The organism is Microbacterium aoyamense (assembly GCF_023155855.1).
GTDB classification, from domain to species: Bacteria; Actinomycetota; Actinomycetes; order Actinomycetales; family Microbacteriaceae; genus Microbacterium; species Microbacterium aoyamense.
Map to the genome: position 1 here is coordinate 693,160 of NZ_JAKNUT010000001.1, position 16,312 is coordinate 709,471.

A 16,312-nucleotide genomic window follows, 5' to 3' on the forward strand; every position below is an offset into this window, starting at 1 on the left:
GAGAATGTATCGACTCTCAGTATTCCACGGTGGTTCCTGAGTCCCCGCCTACAGGGCGCCTCCGAGCACCAGGCCCAGCCCGGCGGCGGCGACGGTCGCGACCAGGGTGCCGATCGCGTTGGCGACGGCGACCCGTGACTGCGGTTCCTCGGCGAGCAGCACCGTCGTCACGGCGACCGAGCTGAACGTCGTGTATCCGCCGAGCAGGCCGACGCCGACGATCCACGCGAGCGGCGTGCCGGGCGCGGACCCCGCGACGACGCCGAGCGCGAACGAGCCCGAGATGTTGACGACGAGGATCCCCCACGGGAACCGTGCACCGACCGCCAGCGTCGTCCAGATATCGACGAGGTAGCGCAACGCTGCGCCGACGCCTCCGGCGAGCGCGACGAACAGGAAGAGCAGCGGGGTCATGTGCGCGGCCTGCCGATCAGGAGCCCAGCCCATGCCGCGAGCGTGCCCGCGACGACCGTCGCGAGTGCGATGAGCAGCGCGAACGGCTCGACGGACTGCACCGCGAAGGTGCTGTAGGTCGTGAAGCCGCCCATGATCCCTGCGCCGAAGAACTGGCGGAGCGCTCGGGAACGCGATGAGTCGGTGCTCCGTGCCGCGAGCCCCGTGACGATCCCGAGTCCGAAGGCGCCGACGATGTTGATGAGCGGGATGCTGAGCCAGGCCCACGACGGATCCTCGAGCACGATGATCCCCGCACGCAACGCAGTGCCCACAGCGCCGCCCGCGGCGATCAGGCCGAGGTGCGACCACGAGAACGCCGGTCGGGACACGCACTCAGGCTAGCGCCGCGTCGACCGTCACCCTCGCTTCTTCGCCTTCCTGCCACGGTCGCCCCGACGTGCCTTCTCTCCACCCAGCAGCGACCGGATCCCCGACTCGGGCGTGACGTCGAGATCGATCACGTGACCGCGCGCATAGCGGGCGAACACACGCGGGTCGATGTAGCTGCTGCGCGCGACGGCCGGCGTGTTGCCGAGCGCGTCGGAGGTCGCCCGCACAGCGAGGGTCTCTGCGTTACGGCGCTCGCGGTCGGTCGAGACGAGGCCGATGCGCGCGAGCGACTGTGCCGCGACGATCGTGCCATGGAGCGTGCGGAAGTCCTTCGCCGTGAAGGCGCCGCCCGTCAGCGAGCGGACATGGTCGTTGACCTCCGAGGGCTTGAGCGCGACGCGCCGCGATCCCTTGCGATAGGCGAGCAGAGAAGAGCGCGGCCTCCCCTGCACGAGCACCGCGATGACGTCGGCGAGGTCTTCGTCGTCCACCTCGATCCACGCGCGCTTTCCGCTCTTCCCGGGGAACGAGAGGGTGACGGTGGATGCCTCGACCGCCGCATCCCGTCTCTCCAACGTCGTGAGCCCGCGGCTGCCGTGCTTCTCGAGGTAGCGGGCCGATCCGATCCGCGGCGCCGCGGTGTCGAGCAGCCGGAACGACACCGCGAGGACGCGCTCGCGATCGAGTTCTGTGCGGTGCATGCTGCGGGTCACCTGGCGGCGCGCACTCGGCAGCGCCGCGGCGAGCGCGAGCGCACGGGCGAACTTGCCCTTGTCGCGACGCTCGCGCCAGAGCGGATGATAGAGGTACTGGCGGCGGCCCGCGTCATCCGTCCCCACGGCCTGGATGTGTCCGAGCGGCTCGACGCTGATCCACACGTCGGTCCACGCGGGAGGAATCACGAGCGCCGCGATGCGGTCGCGCTCGTCCTCGGACGCGGCATCGCCGGTCGGGGCCTCGTAGCGGAAGCCTCTGCCGGATCGGATGCGTCGCAGCCCCGGATCGTCGCCCGGTGCGACGCGGACGAGTCCGGAGCCCTGGCGGCTCAGTGGTTCCGGAGCATCGCGATGAGCTCCGCCTTGCGCGTGCCCGAGTAGCCCGTGACGCCGAGCTCCTTCGCGCGCTTGCGCAGCTCAGGGACCGTCCAGTCCTCGTAGTCGCCGGCCTTGCCACCGCGACGGCCGACGGCCTTCGCTCCGTCGCGGGCGACGGCATTGGAGATGCGTGCGGCCTTCTCTTTCGACGCGCCCTGCTTGCGCAGCTCGTCGTAGAGATCCGGCTCGTTCAGCGTGCGCGATGCGCGACGTCGCGGCATGAGTCCTCCTTCGTCCCGCTTCCGAAGCTAGGGATCCGGGGCACTGCACAGGTAGGGCTTGACAGCGGAGTTCGTAGCACCGCCCAGACGTCAGGCGCAAGCCCTCCCCCGTTTCGGCGGAACGGTGGGAGCGTGTTCAAGTGCCCACGAGGCACACCGGAGCGTTCGCCTCGCACCGGAAAGAGAAGGAGAACGTCATGAACATCCTGCTGATCATCATCATCGTGGTCGCCATCGTGCTCGCCATCGTCGGAGGAATGGGCCAGGCACTCAGCTGGCTGCTCTGGGTCGCGCTGATCGTGGGTGTGATCGCCCTGATCGCCCTGCTCTTCCGCCTCATCAGCGGCAGCCGCCGCACCTGACCACAGCTTCCTCTCCCCGGAAGACGACGGGATGCCGTGACCACTCGGTCACGGCATCCCGTCGTTTCCGCTAGAGGTTCGCCTCCGCGTAGACGCGGAGCGCGTCGCGGACGAACTCGGCGCCGGACTGGCCGCCGTAGTTCTTCCCGAACCGCGGATCGGCGACGTACATCTCGCCGAGCCCGATGACGTAGCCCTTCACGTCGCCGCCGGGTGCCGCGGCGGGAGTGCCGGGCACTCCCGTCAGCCACTCGACGTGCTGCTTCGCGAGCACCTGCGCCTCGGCACCGGCGGGGTCGATCCCCCGCTCGGCGGCGGCGGTCCAGTCGCTCGAGAGCTGCGCTGTGCGCTGATTCCACGCCGCCTTGTCGTCGGCGCTCATGCCGCGCCACCAGGCGTCGCCGGTCGCGTACGCGTCCTTTCCCCAACGCTCTTCGACCTCCTCCCGGTACTGGGTGTGGTCGAAGCCGTCGAACATGTTCTCTGCCATGAGTCGTTCACCTCCTCTCAATGCCGTGATGGTGGATTCGACCGACGCGATCTGGCGCGCCAGTCGGCTCTGCTCCTCGTGCAGCCACGCCAGGTGGCCTTCGAGCGCGGTCTCCTCGCGCTCCTCCCGATCGAGGACGTCGGCGATCTGCGGGAGTCCGAGACCGAGCTCGCGCAGCAGCAGGATCCGCTGCAGGCGCACGAGCGCCGCCGCGTCGTAGTGGCGGTAGCCGTTCGATGCGACGCTCGACGGCGGCAGCAGGCCGATGTCGTCGTAGTGCCGCAGGGTGCGGCTCGTCGTGCCTGCGATCTTCGCGATCTGCTGGATCGACCACTCCATGTCGTTCTCCCTTCGTTCATGGACCACGCTAAAGGTTGACGTTGCGTCAAGGTCAAGTCGGGATGCTGGGAAACTTCCGCGCCTCATTGCAGACTCGCGATATATCGTGTTACGCTGGCCTCAACGCGATATATCGCGATCGAGAACTCACCCAGGAGGAGAACATGACCTTCGAGAAGTGGATCGTCCACCCCGGAGAAACCCGCGTCATCGACATCGAGTCGGCGACATCGCTGAAGGTCGGCCTCGTCGGCGGCCAGATCGACGTCGTCGCCCACGACGAGCCGGGACTGCGCATCGAGGTGCACGGCGTGACCGTGAAGGACCTTCGCATCGAGGTGACCGGCGATGCCGTCGAGATCGACCATCCGCAGCTGCGGTGGGACAACTTCCTCGAGGTGTTCCGCAACTTCGGCGCCGGCGGCCCCAAGGCCGAGATCAGCGTCGCGGTTCCCCGCGACATCGCCCTGACCCTCGGCGTCGTGTCGGCGAGCGCGCTCGTGTCGGCCATCCGCAACGACGCGCGTCTCAACACCGTCTCGGGCGATCTCATCGTCGATGGGATCACGGGCAACCTGACCATCAACGCCGTCTCGGGCGACGTGCAGGTGCGCGAGCTGCGCGGCGCACTGTCGGCGAACAGCGTCTCGGGCGACGTCGCCGCGACGGGCACGCTCACCAAGGCGACGATCGACACCGTGTCGGGCGCGATGGTCGTCGACTCGACGGGCCCGATCCACGCGATCAACCTCAACACCGTGAGCGGCAGCTCGACGGTCCGCCTCGACGAGGGCCTTCCGGCCAACTACGTCGTACGCAGCGTCAGCGGCACCGTGCAGATCGACAGCGTCGTGCGTTCGGGCAACGGCGCGGGCCCGACGACGAATTTCACCGGTTCGATCGGCGAGCTCAGCGGCAGCTTCGTCGACGTCCGCGCGAACTCGGTATCGGGTGATGTGACGGTCCTGCGCCGGGCGATCGCCGCCGCCCCGGCTCCGGAGCAGGTCGCCGGCGTCGATGAGGAGGAGTGGTGATGAGCCCCGTCTTCTCGCACGGCGACCTTCGCCTCTACCTGCTGAACCTGCTCGACGAGGGTCCCCGCCACGGGTACGACATCATGCAGGCGCTCTCGGACCGCACGGGCGGCACGTACACGCCGAGCGCCGGCACAGTGTATCCACGCCTCGCGAAGCTCGAGGAGGAGGGGCTCGTCACGAAGTCGGTCGACGGCCGCAAGACCGTCTACGAGATCACCGAAGCCGGTCGGGCCGAAGTCGCCGCCCGTCAGGGCGACCTCGAAGGCATCGAGGCCGGCCTCACCGACAGCGTGCGCCTCATCGCCGATGAGGTGCGGGGAAGCGTCCGCGAGGCGATGAAGAGTCTGCGCGCCGACCTCGCCGCGGCGAGCCGGACCGAGCGCGCCGAGGCTCGCGTCACGACCGAGTCCGACGACGCGCGGGCGCGCAGTCGAGAGCAGCTGCACCGCGCCGACGCCCTCGTGAGCGAGTTCCGCGCCCGGGTGCGCAGTGATCTGCGCGGCTACGTCGCCCGCGGCGGAGAGCTCGCGGCATCCCTCGTCGACGATCTCGAACGCACGCTCGACGACGCGGCCCGCACTCTCACCCGCACTCTCCAGCGCTGAGCCCTTCTCCGCGAGAACCCATGTCTGTGACGAGAACACCGCCGAGGCGTGTGTTCTCGCAGCGGAATCGGGTTCTCGCGGTGGAGAGGGATGCCGGGGCTACGCGGTCGGCCAGACGTCCTCGTCGTCGGGAACGGGCTCACCCAGCGGCACGACGAGGATGGGCCGATGCTGCCGGTGTGCCAGCCGCGCCGCGACCGAACCCGTGAAGAACTCGCGGATCGACTCACCGAATCCGCGGCGCCGCGTGCCGACGACGATGAGGCGCGCTTCGACCTGGTCGGCGAGATGCTTCATCGCGAGCGCGGGATCCCCGACGAGCTGCTGGACGCTCCATTCGAGCGAGCGCCCCTCGAGTGCGGTGGTCGCCGCCGCCGTCACATCGGCCAGTGCGCCCTCGCCCGACGTGACGTCCAGATCGATGGGCGCCGAATGCACGTAGCCGTCGGGGTCTTCGTAGGTCACGAACCGCGTGACGTCGACGTGCACGACCAGCAGCGGGGCGTGGAAGAGCTCGGCGTACTTCGCGGCTTCTTTCAGCACACGCGAGGACTGCCCGGGGATGGTGCCGACGATGACCGCGCCACGCGCGGCATCCCGTTCTTCCTCGCCGCCGACGGATGCCTCGTCACTCATGCGTCTCGCCTCTCTGCGCCGCGCGCCGACTGCCGGAGCGGCCGGGGGCCGAAGGCTCCGTGTTATCCTGAATGCTACTCTTACCGGCCTCGAAGCCGGACGACATCGAGCGGGCGCCCGCAGCGGCCCGCCACTCAGAAATGAGGGGGTCTCGCATATGGGGCGTGGCCGTCAGAAGGCGAAGAACACGAAGATCGCCCGTGAACTCAAGTCTTACAGCCCGAGCGTGAACTATTCCGCTCTGGAGCGTGAGCTGGGTCACCCGACCGACGACGAATACGTCGACAAGTGGGCGGATCAGTACGCCGACGAGCTCGAAGACGAGAAGGCCTGACGCCTCTCGTCCTCACCAGGTGCCGTGGCGGCGCTCCCACTCGTCCTCGACCGTGTGCGGTCGCGAGATGACGAACCCCGCCGGGATCGCTGCCGCCACGACGACGGCGAGCACGACGAGCGGCGCGGTCCATGATCCGGTGCGGTCGTGCAGGATGCCGATGCCCACGGGGAACAGCGCCACGATCGCGTAGCCCACGCTCTGGACGAACCCGCTCAGCGCGACGGCGCCCTCGTGCGTGCGCGTGCGCAGGCCGAGGAGCACGAGTGTGAGCGGGAAGAGCAGCGGCGCCGTGCCCAGGAGCGCGACCCACAGCCACGGCGCGGCCTGCGGCGCGAACAGGAGCCCGGCGATCCCGGCGAACCCTGCGACGACGCCGACACCGATCACGGCGCGCGTGGCGTCGTAGCGCTGCACGAGCAGCGGGACGAGAAGCGAGGCCGGCAGCCCCATCGCCGCGAACAGTGAGAGCAGCGCACCCGCCGCGACCGGAGTGACACCGGCGATGTCGACGAGGATCTTCGGCAGCCACGCGAATGACGTGTAGGCGATCGAGCCCGACATCGCGAAGCCGACGACGAGCGCCCAGGCGAGCGGCAGGCGCCAGAGCCGCCCGAACACGCGCGGATTGGCGGACTCGATGTCGACGTCTGCACCGCCGCGCTCGCGAACGAGCAGGGTGATCCAGGGGATCATCGCGACGACGGCGAAGACGGCCCACAGCCCGAGCGACACGCGCCACGACGAGGCATCCGCCACGGGCACTGCGACGAGCGGCGGCAGGAACGTGGACACGGCCATCGTCGTCGAGTAGATCGTCGTCATGAGGCCGATGCGATCGGGGAAGTACTTCTTCACGAGCGGCGGCAGGAGGATGTTGCCGACGCCGACGGCGGCGAAGATGAGCGCCGTCGCGCCGAGGAGGGTGAGCGAGTCCACCGCGAGCCCGCGTGCGATCAGGCCGATCGTGGCGACGACCATCGCCGCGATCGCGAGGCGTTCGAGCCCGAAGCGCCGCTCGAGAGCCGGCGTCAGGATGCCGAAGACGGCATAGCAGACGGGTGGGGCGGTGCCGATCAGGCCGACGACGGCGGCCGGCATCGCGAAGTCGGCCGAGATCTCGCCGAGCACCGGCGAGAGGGATGCGACGGCCGACCGCAGCGAGAAGGCGAACAGGACGATGCCGACGACGGCGAGTGCTCGCCCCTGCCAGAACGGACGCGCGGGGGTGGAGCTCACCTCACAACGATAGTCGGGTCAGCTCTCCTGCGAGCCTTCGACCCACGCGAGGTACTCGTCGGTCACGGTGCCCGTGACGTAGCGCCCGTCGAAGCAGCTCATGTCGAGGTCGTCGACGTCGGAGCCCTCGAGGATCGCGGCCTTGAGGTCGTCGACCTCCTGATAGACCATGTAGTCCGCGCCGAGCTCCTCGGCGATCTCGGGGATCGTGCGGCCGTGCGCGACGAGCTCGTGCCGCGAGGGCATGTTGATGCCGTAGACGTGGGGGTACCTCACGGGCGGCGCGGCCGAAGCGAACGTGACACTCTTGGCTCCGGCATCCCGAGCCATCTGGATGATCTGCTTCGAGGTCGTGCCCCGCACGATGGAGTCGTCGATGAGCAGCACGTTCTTGCCCTTGAACTCGCTCGACATCGCGTTGAGCTTCTGGCGCACGCTCTTCTTGCGCACGGCCTGCCCCGGCATGATGAACGTGCGGCCGACGTAGCGGTTCTTGTAGAAGCCCTCGCGGTATTCGATGCCGAGCTTGCGCGCGACCTGCATCGCCGCGGGGCGCGACGAGTCGGGGATGGGCATGACGACGTCGATGGCGCCCTGCGGCGTGTACTTCGCGATCGTGTCGGCGAGCCGCTCGCCCATGCGCAGGCGCGCCTCGTAGACGGAGATGCCGTTCATGACCGAGTCGGGACGCGCGAGGTAGACGTACTCGAACGAGCAGGGGATGAGCTTCGGGTCCGCCGCGCACTGCTTCGTGTGCAGATGACCGTCGAGGTCGATGAAGACGGCCTCGCCCGGCATGACGTCGCGGACGACCTCGAACTCGCCGTTCTCGAGGACGAGGGACTCGGATGCCACGACCCACTCGTACGAGCCGTCCGCGGCCTTGCGGGTGCCGAGGATGAGCGGACGGATGCCGAACGGGTCGCGGAACGCGAGCAGTCCGTACCCGGCGATGAGCGCGATCGCCGCATACGAGCCCTCGACCCGCTCGTGCACGCGCTGCACGGCCTGGAAGATCTCGTCGGGAGCCAGTTCGACGCCCGAGATCGAGGCCTGCAGCTCGTTCGCCAGCACGTTCACGAGCAGCTCGGTGTCGCTCGACGTGTTGAGGTGCCGACGGTCCTTGTGGAAGAGCTCCTGCGTGAGCTCGCGCGTGTTCGTCAGGTTGCCGTTGTGCACCAGAACGATGCCGTACGGGGCGTTGACGTAGAAGGGCTGCGCTTCTTCTTCGTTGGATGCCGTGCCCTGCGTCGCGTAGCGGACGTGCCCGAGGCCGATCTCGCCGATGAGCGAACGCATGTCCCGCGTGCGGAACGCTTCGCGCACCTGGCCCTTGGCCTTCGAGATGTGGAAGACGCCGTTGGCCTCGGCGGTCGCGATGCCGGTCGAGTCCTGCCCGCGGTGCTGCAGGAGTGCGAGCGAGTCGTAGATCTCCTGGTTGACGGGCCCGCGCCCGACCATCCCGATGATTCCGCACATGGGGTGTTACTCGGCTCCGTCACTGCTGTAGGTGCCGACGAGGCGAACCGCCCCGCCGTCGACGCCCTTGGCGCCCTGTTCGTAGTCGCCCTCGGGCCGCGCCGCGCCGCGCACGACCCCGACGGGCCACGTCGCGATGCCGTCCTGCGCGAGAGCGGAGGCCGCGGCATCCGCTTTGTCGGCCGACACCACCGCGAGGAAGCCGATGCCGAGGTTCCAGGTGCCTTCGGTGCTCTCGAGTTCGAGGCCTCCGAGGTCGGCCAGGACACGGAAGACCGGCGGCGGCGACCACGTCGAGCGATCGATGTCGACCCACGTTCCCTGCGGGAGCACGCGGGCGAGGTTGGCGGCGATGCCGCCGCCCGTGACGTGGCTGAGCGAGTGCACGGCTCCGCCGAGCTGCGCGATCAGACGCAGCAGCGGCGAGGTGTAGAGGCGCGTCGGCTCGAGGAGGGCCTCGCCCCACGTGCAGCCGAAGTCGGCGGCGTTGTCGCCGTACGAGATCCCCGCGCGGGCGACGATGTGGCGCACGAGCGAATAGCCGTTGGAGTGGAGGCCGCTGGATGCCAGGGCCAGAACGACATCGCCGTCCTGCACGCGCTCGGCGCCGAGCACCGCACGCGCCTCGACGACGCCCGTGGCTGCGCCGGCGACGTCGTAGTCGTTGACGCCCAGGAGCCCAGGATGCTCCGCCGTCTCGCCGCCGACGAGCGCCGTGCCCGTCTCGGCGCAGCCCTGGGCGATGCCGCGGACGATGTCGGCGATGCGCTCGGGGAAGACCTTGCCGCACGCGATGTAGTCGGTCATGAAGAGAGGCTTCGCGCCCACGACGACGATGTCGTCGACGACCATGCCGACCAGGTCGAGCCCGATCGAGTCGTGCTTGTCGATCGCCTGTGCGATCGCGACCTTCGTGCCGACGCCGTCGGTGCTCGTCGCGAGAAGGGGCTTCGTGTAGCTCTTGAAGAGAGATGCGTCGAAGAGCCCGGCGAAGCCGCCGACGCCTCCGAGCACCTCGGGGCCGTGCGTGCGACGCACGGCCGACTTCATGAGTTCGACTGCGAGGTCACCGGCAGCCGTATCGACGCCGGCTTCGGTATAGGGATTGGTGGGGGAAGCCACGCACCCAGCCTACCGGCGGGACGCCGGGACGGATGCCGCGCGCACGCACGCCTGCCCGGCGTCACCGTGCGGCTCTACAATTCCGGTATGGGCGGCACCGGCACTCCGGAGTGGCTGGTTCGCGAGGACGCGGGTCAGCCCGTTCTGCTCGCCCTCTATCTGCGCCAGGTCCTCGGGCTTCGCGTCGCCGACGAGCTGCCCCATCTGCGCGGCATCCCACCCCGCGTCAATGACCGCACCCCCGCTTCGCAGGAGGTGCTCGAGTCGCAATGGCGCACATACTGGGACATGACGGTCGAGCCGCTCACCCACCCGTCAGCCGTCCCGCTCGACCTCGTCGACGGGTTCGAGACGCTGCTCGCGCTCCCGGTCGAAGGAGCCGACGAACTGCGCGCCGCCGTCATCCCGCACGGCGCCGAGGCCGTCGCGTTCGCGCAGTCCGCGCACGCGCGGTATCGCCGCGACGCCGGCTCGAACACGGGGACCGCCTATCGTGCGTACGCGAGCGCCATCGCCGAGCACGAGCGTCAGGTCGGTCGCCGCGCGCACTCCTTCGAACTCAATGTGCAGATCCTCCCTCTCACCCAGCGCGGGGTGTGGTGGATCGGGGCCCTCACGATCGCCGTCACCGACGGGCTGCGGGGGGACGTCGTCGCGTTCGACGCCGCGATCCACCCGATCATCGCCGAGCTGGCGTAGGGGCTTACTGCTCGTCGTCGGTGTGGATCGACTCGTGGTCCGCACGCACTTCGCGGGTGTGCGCGGAGGAGCGGCGGTCGAGGATCAACGCGACCACGGCTCCGAGCACGACACCCGCCGAGATGCAGATGAGGGCGAGGAATCCGAAGACCTGACCCTGCGTGTAGACGAGACCCGTGTTGGGGCTCTCCTCTGACGTGCCGCCGAAGGCGAAGGTCAGGACGAGGGCGACGAGGATGCCGAGTGCCGCGCCGAGTGCGAGGAAGACCGAGATCTTCGGCGCCCGCCGCACGCGCACGGACTCGATGCGGTCCTCTGCCCGGGTGGCTGGTTCTTCGGGGGTGGATGCCTGGTCGGCCATGCCTCCATTCTCCCACGCGGTGCGAGATGGGGGCGGCCCGGCCCCCGTCGGGCCGCCCCTGACGCCGCTATCGGGCGTCCTGCTCCCCAGCAGTGATCCTTGTGCGACGCGGCACGACGAGCGGTATGCCCGTGACAGGGTGTGCGAAGACGTCGACGGGCTGCCCGTAGACCTCCTCGATCCGATCGGCCGTGAGCACGTCGCGGGGCGCGCCGGTCGCGACGACGCGACCGGCTGAGAGCAGAGTGACCCGGTCGGCCGATGCGAGGGCCGCGTTGAGGTCGTGCAGGACGACGGCGACCGCGACGCCGTCGTGCGCGCGACGTCGTGCGATCGCGAGCACATCCTCCTGGTGCTTGAGATCAAGGGCCGCCGTGGGCTCGTCCAGAAGCAGGATGCTCGTGTCCTGCGCGAGCACGCGGGCGAGCGCGACGCGGGCACGCTCGCCGCCCGAGAGCGAGGGGAGCGTGCGGTGGGCGAGGGCCGCGACATCCGTCTCCTCCATCGCCTTCCGGATGACATCGTCGTCGCGGTCCTCTTCCGGGGTCCGCGCCCACGGCGCACGACCCATCTCGACGACCTGCGCCACGGTGAACGGGAAGCTGACCGCGTTCTGCTGCAGCAGGACACTCCGCCGGCGCGCCAGTTCTCGGGCCGGGTGATCGCCGATCGGGATTCCGTCGAGGAGCGCTTCTCCCGACGTGGCCGCGACATCGCCCGCCAGGACGCCGAAGAGCGTCGACTTGCCGGCGCCGTTCGGCCCCACCAGAGCGTGCAGCTCGCCGGCGAGCACCGTGATCGACGCATCGGACAGGATCGCGCTCTTCGCCGCGTCCGGCACCACGGTCACGGCGCGAGCCTCGAGTCTCGCGGTCATCCCCAGCCCCCCGAGCGTCGGCGGGTGCGCACGAGCAGCCACAGGAAGAAGGGGCCGCCGATGAGGGCCGTGAGCATGCCGATCGGCAGGTCGGCCATCGGCACGGCGGTGCGTGCGACGAGATCGGCGATCGCGATGAGGAGCGCGCCGCCCAGCGTCGAGGCGATCATGAGGGGCAGATGCGCGGGGCCGATCGCCATGCGCATGAGGTGGGGCACGACGAGGCCGACGAAGCCGATGATCCCCGCGAACGCGACGGCCGCGCAGACGAGGAGCGCGACGGTGATGATGACGACGATGCGCAGCGCCTCGACGCGGACGCCGAGGTGCCGGGCGGTGCGCTCGCCGAGGGCGAAGAGATCGAGGCGGCGCGACACGGCGAAGGCGACGATCGTGCCGAGCAGCACGAGCGGAGAGACCACGACGATGTTCTGCCACAGCGCGCCGTTGAGACTCCCAAGCTGCCAGAACACGATCTGTTCGCGCGTCGCCGTCGTGCCGAGGAACGTCATGAACGCGAGACCCGCGCCCGCGATCGCGTTGATCGCGATGCCCGTGAGCAGCAGCGTCACGACCTCGGTCCGCCCGCCCGACCGGCTCACGAAGTAGACCGCGAGCACCGCCGCGAGCCCCCCGACGAAGGCCCAGGCAGGTGTCGCCCACATGCCGGCTGCGGTCACGCCGAGCGTGATGCTCGCCGCGGCACCGAGCGCGGCACCGGACGACACCCCCACGACGGCCGCATCGGCGAGCGGATTGCCGAAGATCGCCTGCATCAGAACACCCGAGACGGCGAGTGCCGCGCCCACGAGCAGCCCGAGGACGATGCGCGGCAGTCGGATCTCCATGACCACGCCCGTCGCGGTCGCCGCCTCGGGAGCGAGGTCGTTCGGCACGCCGACGGCCCGAAGGAGGATGCCGAGCACCTCCGACGGCGCGAGGGCGTACTGGCCGACGCCGAGCGAGACGACGACCGTCACGGCGAGCGCGACGATCAGGACGACCGACAGCACGATGAACCTCGGTGTGCGTGCCTTCGTGGGCGTCGGGACGACGACTTCGACGCTCACAGCGGAGGTCGCTGCCACGGCAGCAGCTGCATGATGTTGAGCACTGCGACGATCGCGATGCCGAGCGATGCGGCCGTCCCGAGGAGCGGCACGACGACCGGGTTCTGCAGTCCGCCCTGGAGCGTCGGGACGAGCCCCTCGCCCGGCGGCACCGCGGTCGAGGCATCCGCGAGAGGATACGTCGGGACGCTCGGCGCGAGCGCCGCCGCACTGTTCGCCGACGGGCGCAGTCGGACGGGATTCTGCGGAGCGGCCGCCCCGCCGGTGTCCGTCGCCGGGAGATCGGGGACGATCGCCGCTCGCGCGTCGTAGCTGACGTACAGAGTCGACGCGGGCTTCGCGCGGTCGCGCACTCCGCCGGTCGTCACCCAGTATCCGGCCTGTCCCGTGAGCTTCTGGTACTCGACGAAGGATGCCGGGAACGACCCCCAGAACGACTCGTTCACCGCGTCGCGGGCCACCTGGCCCACACCCGACACCTGCACGCCGAGGTACTGCGGCACGACGGCGAACCCCTGGCCCAACGCGGTGGACGCACCGCGCACCTCGGCCAGGACGATCTCGCGCTCGGGCAGCGCCTCCCACTTGGTGAGATCCTCCATCGACGCGCCGAACCCGCTCGCGGTCGCCGTCACGCGGCCGTTGCCCGCGGCATCCATCACGAGAACCGGATCACTCGCGCTCCAATAGGTCATGCCGCCGTAGAAGACGACCGAGAACGATCCGGTCCAGCGGATCTCGACACTGCCGTCCGCCCCGCGCACGCCCGCTCCCCCGTCGATCACGACCTGATTGCCGCTCGTCGAGGTGACGGATGCCGAGGTCACGGCGTTGCCGGCGGGGTCGAGGCAGCGTCCGGCCCACGTCGCGATGTCGTACTCGCCCGCCGCAGAAGGCTTCTCGATGCGCACGTTCCCCTGGCTCGCGCGGTAGAGGCCGTGCGATTCGGTCCACACGACACCGCCCCGCCCGGTGTCGCCTGCGCGTCCCGCGCTGAGGAAGTTGCATCCCCCCGCGAACGCGCCCGCGCCCGCCTCGGCATTGAGCCCCCACCGGAACTGCGCATTGCGGATGGGAGTGCCGGTCGTCGGCCCGCCGTCGGGCACGGTGACGATGATCTCGCCCGGATCGGCGTCGTCCTCCGCCGCGAGGGCGACCGCGGGCGCGCACAGCATCGCCGCCGCGAGGATGAGGGCGCCGAGAGCGCCGGTCCGCCGCTTCACGAGCGCGTCCCCGCGGTGACCGGCAGCACGACCGTCTCGGCGTCGGGTCCGGCCGCCGTACCCGCACCGAGTGTGTGCGCCGGGCGCGCGGCGCGAGCGGCCTTGCGCCGTCTCGCAGTCCGGCGGATCGACAGGACCACGCTCACGATGACGAGCGCGAAGGCGAGCACGATGCTCGTGGCGAGGACGACGAAAACCCACATCGGCGTCTCGTCGCCGGTCGTCGTCGAGACGAGAGCCGCGGGGACCTCGATGACGACCTCGGCCTCGGCGACGCCGCCCGACGCAGCACCCGTCAGGATCACGACGTGCGTGCCGTCACGGACGTCCCGCGGCACGGGGAGCACCCCCGCGACCTCGCCCTGCGCGCCGGCGGCGAGCGGACCCACCGAGACGAGTCCGTTGTCGAGGGTCGCGACGACCTGTTCGCCGGGGGTGAATCCCTGCCCCGTGAACGCGATGGAGGTGCCGGCGTCGACCACCGGTGTGGCGAGCCCCACACGCAGGGCGCCGATCGCGGGCGCCGCCGCGTCGGGCTGCGCGGCATCCCCCGTCGCCCCGGGAGCGGCGAACGTGATGGGCGTGAAGGTCTCGTTGTTCGCGTTCTTGACACCGTGCGCGCCGATCGTGATGATGCCGCAGGTCACGCGCCGGCAGTCGACGCTCGAGTTGCTCCCCTCGCGGTCCCGACTCTCGAACGTCGCGCCCGGCACGACCATCGTGACGGTCCACGATCCGTCGTCCGCCATCACGGCGTGCGCCGCGCCCTCGGTCTCGCTTCCCGGGAACGAGACGAAGCGCTGGAAGCCCTGGTTGTCCTGCGATTCCGAATCGGGCACGTAGCGGAAGTCCGCGCCGACGACCCCACCGTTGCTCGGCTTCCAGGATCCGCCGGCCGCGTCATCCACCCACCCGAACAGCACGTAGACGCCGCCGAACCCCTTCGTGATCGACTGGAATCCGCTGCCGCTCACCGTCATCTCGGTCGCGTAGTCGGGGTCGGCCGTCGAGGCGCCGTCTCCGTTCGTCACGACGACCCCTGCGGCCGCGTGCGCGGCGGGGGCCGCGAGCGTCATCGACAGGAGGGCGATGGATGCCGCGGCCGCCGCGACACGGATCCGCGCGCTCATCGCGAGGCCTCCTCGGGTGCGTAGAGGGCGACGGCGAGCGCGTCGAGCACGGATGCCGTATGCGGACCGAAGCTCAGGATCGTCGTATCGGACATGTCGATGATGCGGTGGTTCTGCCCCGCCGTCGTCTGCGCGACGGCCGGGATGTGTTCGACGAGCCCGTCGACTCCACCGACCGACTCGAGCCCCTTCGTCATCATGAGGATCGCGTCGGGATCGGCCGCGACGAGCGCCTCGGCGGTCAGCGGCCGCATCCCGACCCAGCCGTTCTCACCGGCGACGTCGACACCGCCCAGCGCTTCGATGAGGCTGTCGGCGCCCGATTCCTCGCCGAAGAGGTAGTAGACGCCGGACTGCCCGCGGACGTAGAGGAAGATCATCCGCAGCCCGTCGGCGGGAGCGACGTCGGCGATCTGCGCGACCTTCGCGCTGACCTCGTCCTGCGCGCGCTGCGCGAGTTCGGCACCTCGTTCGGGGACGCCGAGCGCGGTCGCGACCTCGGTGATGAGCCCGCCGATGCCCTCGATCGAGCGGTGCGAGTCCACGACGACGACGGGGATGCCGATCTCGCGCATCTGCAGGATCGTGTCCCACGGACCGAGGCTCGTATCGGTCAGGATCAGGGTGGGGTCGAGCTCGAGCATCGCCTCGGCGTTGAGGTCGTGCCCGTTCTGCGTCACGAGGGGGCGGTCCTGGATCTCGGCGAAGCCGCTCGAGATGTCGCGGCCCACGACGTTGTTGCCGAGCCCGAGCTCGAACGTGATGCGCGAGAGCGAGCCGTAGATGTCGAGCGCGAGGATGCGCGACGTGTCGGTCACCGTGACGGTGGTGCCCTGCGCATCCGTCACGGTGACGGGCAGCTCCGCCTCGCCGCTCGTGATCGCTTCCACGGCGGTGCTCGCCGCGATGGCCGAGCTCGGGCCGTCCCACGAGCGCGGGTCGTCGAGGACCGTGACGTCGGCGAGAAGCGGAGTGGTGGATGCCTCGGCTCCGCCGTCTGCGGTGGCGCCGACGCATCCGGACAGCAGCAGGGCCAGAGCGAGCAGGGCGGCGACGGGCGTGCTTCGACGTGGTGCGGGCGGCAACGGGTTCTCCTTGAGCGAGGGCAGGTTAGGTAAGCCTTGCTTAAGTCCTCGACGGCTGAATAAGGTAAGCCTAACCGAAGTCCTTGGGGTGCTTCCAGCGCGCAGCTTCGGCCGAAACCCACA

20 protein-coding genes are annotated in these 16,312 nt (G+C 69.9%); 5 read left to right on the forward strand and 15 right to left on the reverse strand.

Annotation, left to right across the window (positions count from 1 at the left end; all coding sequences use genetic code 11):
* Positions 1-48 precede the first annotated feature (48 nt).
* The 4 genes from MA876_RS03705 to MA876_RS03720 are packed head-to-tail and all read right to left on the reverse strand — an operon-like array spanning position 49 to position 2,101.
* The gene (locus tag MA876_RS03705; protein WP_248146201.1) at positions 49-414 is read right to left on the reverse strand and encodes a fluoride efflux transporter FluC; all 366 of its coding nucleotides are present in this window, start codon (positions 412-414) and stop codon (positions 49-51) included.
* Complete coding sequence (locus MA876_RS03710; protein WP_248146203.1) at positions 411-785, reverse strand: fluoride efflux transporter FluC; 375 nt, start codon at positions 783-785, stop codon at positions 411-413. Before MA876_RS03710 ends, MA876_RS03705 begins: the two co-directional genes overlap by 4 nt.
* 27 nt (positions 786-812) lie before the next feature.
* Complete coding sequence (locus MA876_RS03715) at positions 813-1,835, reverse strand: DNA topoisomerase IB-related protein (protein ID WP_275562079.1); 1,023 nt, start codon at positions 1,833-1,835, stop codon at positions 813-815.
* The gene (locus MA876_RS03720) at positions 1,832-2,101 is read right to left on the reverse strand and encodes a DUF7218 family protein (protein WP_248146205.1); all 270 of its coding nucleotides are present in this window, start codon (positions 2,099-2,101) and stop codon (positions 1,832-1,834) included. The genes MA876_RS03715 and MA876_RS03720 overlap by 4 nt, the downstream gene beginning before the upstream one ends.
* Positions 2,102-2,298: 197 nt before the next feature.
* Here MA876_RS03720 and MA876_RS03725 point away from each other — a divergent pair, with 197 nt between their 5' ends.
* On the forward strand, positions 2,299-2,463 hold the full coding sequence (locus tag MA876_RS03725) for a hypothetical protein (protein WP_248146207.1): 165 nt from the start codon (positions 2,299-2,301) through the stop codon (positions 2,461-2,463).
* A gap of 70 nt (positions 2,464-2,533) precedes the next feature.
* On the opposite strand, the gene MA876_RS03730 is transcribed toward MA876_RS03725, so the two are convergent.
* On the reverse strand, positions 2,534-3,292 hold the full coding sequence (locus MA876_RS03730) for a MerR family transcriptional regulator (RefSeq protein ID WP_248146209.1): 759 nt from the start codon (positions 3,290-3,292) through the stop codon (positions 2,534-2,536).
* A 164-nt stretch (positions 3,293-3,456) separates the two neighbouring features.
* Between MA876_RS03730 and MA876_RS03735 the strand changes: the two genes are divergently transcribed.
* Both MA876_RS03735 and MA876_RS03740 read left to right on the forward strand, forming a co-directional pair.
* On the forward strand, positions 3,457-4,326 hold the full coding sequence (locus MA876_RS03735; protein WP_248146211.1) for a DUF4097 family beta strand repeat-containing protein: 870 nt from the start codon (positions 3,457-3,459) through the stop codon (positions 4,324-4,326).
* Positions 4,326-4,934, forward strand: a complete 609-nt coding sequence (locus MA876_RS03740; protein ID WP_248146213.1) for a helix-turn-helix transcriptional regulator — start codon at positions 4,326-4,328, stop codon at positions 4,932-4,934. Before MA876_RS03735 ends, MA876_RS03740 begins: the two co-directional genes overlap by 1 nt.
* A gap of 99 nt (positions 4,935-5,033) precedes the next feature.
* Here the strand turns inward: MA876_RS03740 and MA876_RS03745 are convergent, their stop codons facing one another.
* Positions 5,034-5,570, reverse strand: coding sequence for a universal stress protein (locus tag MA876_RS03745; RefSeq protein WP_248146215.1), 537 nt, complete (start codon positions 5,568-5,570; stop codon positions 5,034-5,036).
* 157 nt (positions 5,571-5,727) lie between these two features.
* On the opposite strand from MA876_RS03745, the gene MA876_RS03750 reads away from it, so the two are divergent.
* Positions 5,728-5,904 (forward strand): DUF3073 domain-containing protein, encoded by a 177-nt coding sequence (locus MA876_RS03750; RefSeq protein ID WP_248146216.1) that lies wholly within the window; start codon positions 5,728-5,730, stop codon positions 5,902-5,904.
* A gap of 12 nt (positions 5,905-5,916) precedes the next feature.
* Here the strand turns inward: MA876_RS03750 and MA876_RS03755 are convergent, their stop codons facing one another.
* From MA876_RS03755 to purM, 3 genes are read right to left on the reverse strand one after another with little or no spacing between them, the layout of a single operon-like run.
* Positions 5,917-7,143, reverse strand: a complete 1,227-nt coding sequence (locus tag MA876_RS03755; protein WP_248146217.1) for an MFS transporter — start codon at positions 7,141-7,143, stop codon at positions 5,917-5,919.
* 18 nt (positions 7,144-7,161) lie between these two features.
* Positions 7,162-8,622 (reverse strand): amidophosphoribosyltransferase, encoded by a 1,461-nt coding sequence (purF, locus tag MA876_RS03760; RefSeq protein ID WP_248146218.1) that lies wholly within the window; start codon positions 8,620-8,622, stop codon positions 7,162-7,164.
* Between the two features lie 6 nt (positions 8,623-8,628).
* Entirely contained in the window at positions 8,629-9,744 is a 1,116-nt protein-coding gene (gene purM / locus MA876_RS03765; protein WP_308221634.1) for a phosphoribosylformylglycinamidine cyclo-ligase, read from the reverse strand.
* A gap of 87 nt (positions 9,745-9,831) precedes the next feature.
* Here purM and MA876_RS03770 point away from each other — a divergent pair, with 87 nt between their 5' ends.
* The gene (locus MA876_RS03770) at positions 9,832-10,443 is read left to right on the forward strand and encodes a zinc-binding alcohol dehydrogenase (protein WP_248146219.1); all 612 of its coding nucleotides are present in this window, start codon (positions 9,832-9,834) and stop codon (positions 10,441-10,443) included.
* 4 nt (positions 10,444-10,447) lie between these two features.
* Here the strand turns inward: MA876_RS03770 and MA876_RS03775 are convergent, their stop codons facing one another.
* The 6 genes from MA876_RS03775 to MA876_RS03800 all read right to left on the reverse strand — a co-directional run bounded on the left by MA876_RS03775 (position 10,448) and on the right by MA876_RS03800 (position 16,189).
* The gene (locus MA876_RS03775; protein ID WP_248146220.1) at positions 10,448-10,804 is read right to left on the reverse strand and encodes a potassium transporter Trk; all 357 of its coding nucleotides are present in this window, start codon (positions 10,802-10,804) and stop codon (positions 10,448-10,450) included.
* 67 nt (positions 10,805-10,871) lie between these two features.
* On the reverse strand, positions 10,872-11,654 hold the full coding sequence (locus MA876_RS03780) for a heme ABC transporter ATP-binding protein (RefSeq protein WP_372491481.1): 783 nt from the start codon (positions 11,652-11,654) through the stop codon (positions 10,872-10,874).
* Between the two features lie 23 nt (positions 11,655-11,677).
* Entirely contained in the window at positions 11,678-12,751 is a 1,074-nt protein-coding gene (locus MA876_RS03785) for a FecCD family ABC transporter permease (RefSeq protein ID WP_248147168.1), read from the reverse strand.
* Positions 12,748-13,974 (reverse strand): hypothetical protein, encoded by a 1,227-nt coding sequence (locus MA876_RS03790; RefSeq protein WP_248146222.1) that lies wholly within the window; start codon positions 13,972-13,974, stop codon positions 12,748-12,750. Before MA876_RS03790 ends, MA876_RS03785 begins: the two co-directional genes overlap by 4 nt.
* Positions 13,971-15,104 carry a hypothetical protein gene (locus tag MA876_RS03795; protein ID WP_248146223.1) on the reverse strand — a complete coding sequence of 378 codons (1,134 nt, stop codon included), beginning with the start codon at positions 15,102-15,104 and terminating at the stop codon, positions 13,971-13,973. Before MA876_RS03795 ends, MA876_RS03790 begins: the two co-directional genes overlap by 4 nt.
* Positions 15,101-16,189 (reverse strand): heme/hemin ABC transporter substrate-binding protein, encoded by a 1,089-nt coding sequence (locus MA876_RS03800; protein ID WP_248146224.1) that lies wholly within the window; start codon positions 16,187-16,189, stop codon positions 15,101-15,103. The genes MA876_RS03795 and MA876_RS03800 overlap by 4 nt, the downstream gene beginning before the upstream one ends.
* Between the last annotated feature and the right edge of the window lie 123 nt (positions 16,190-16,312).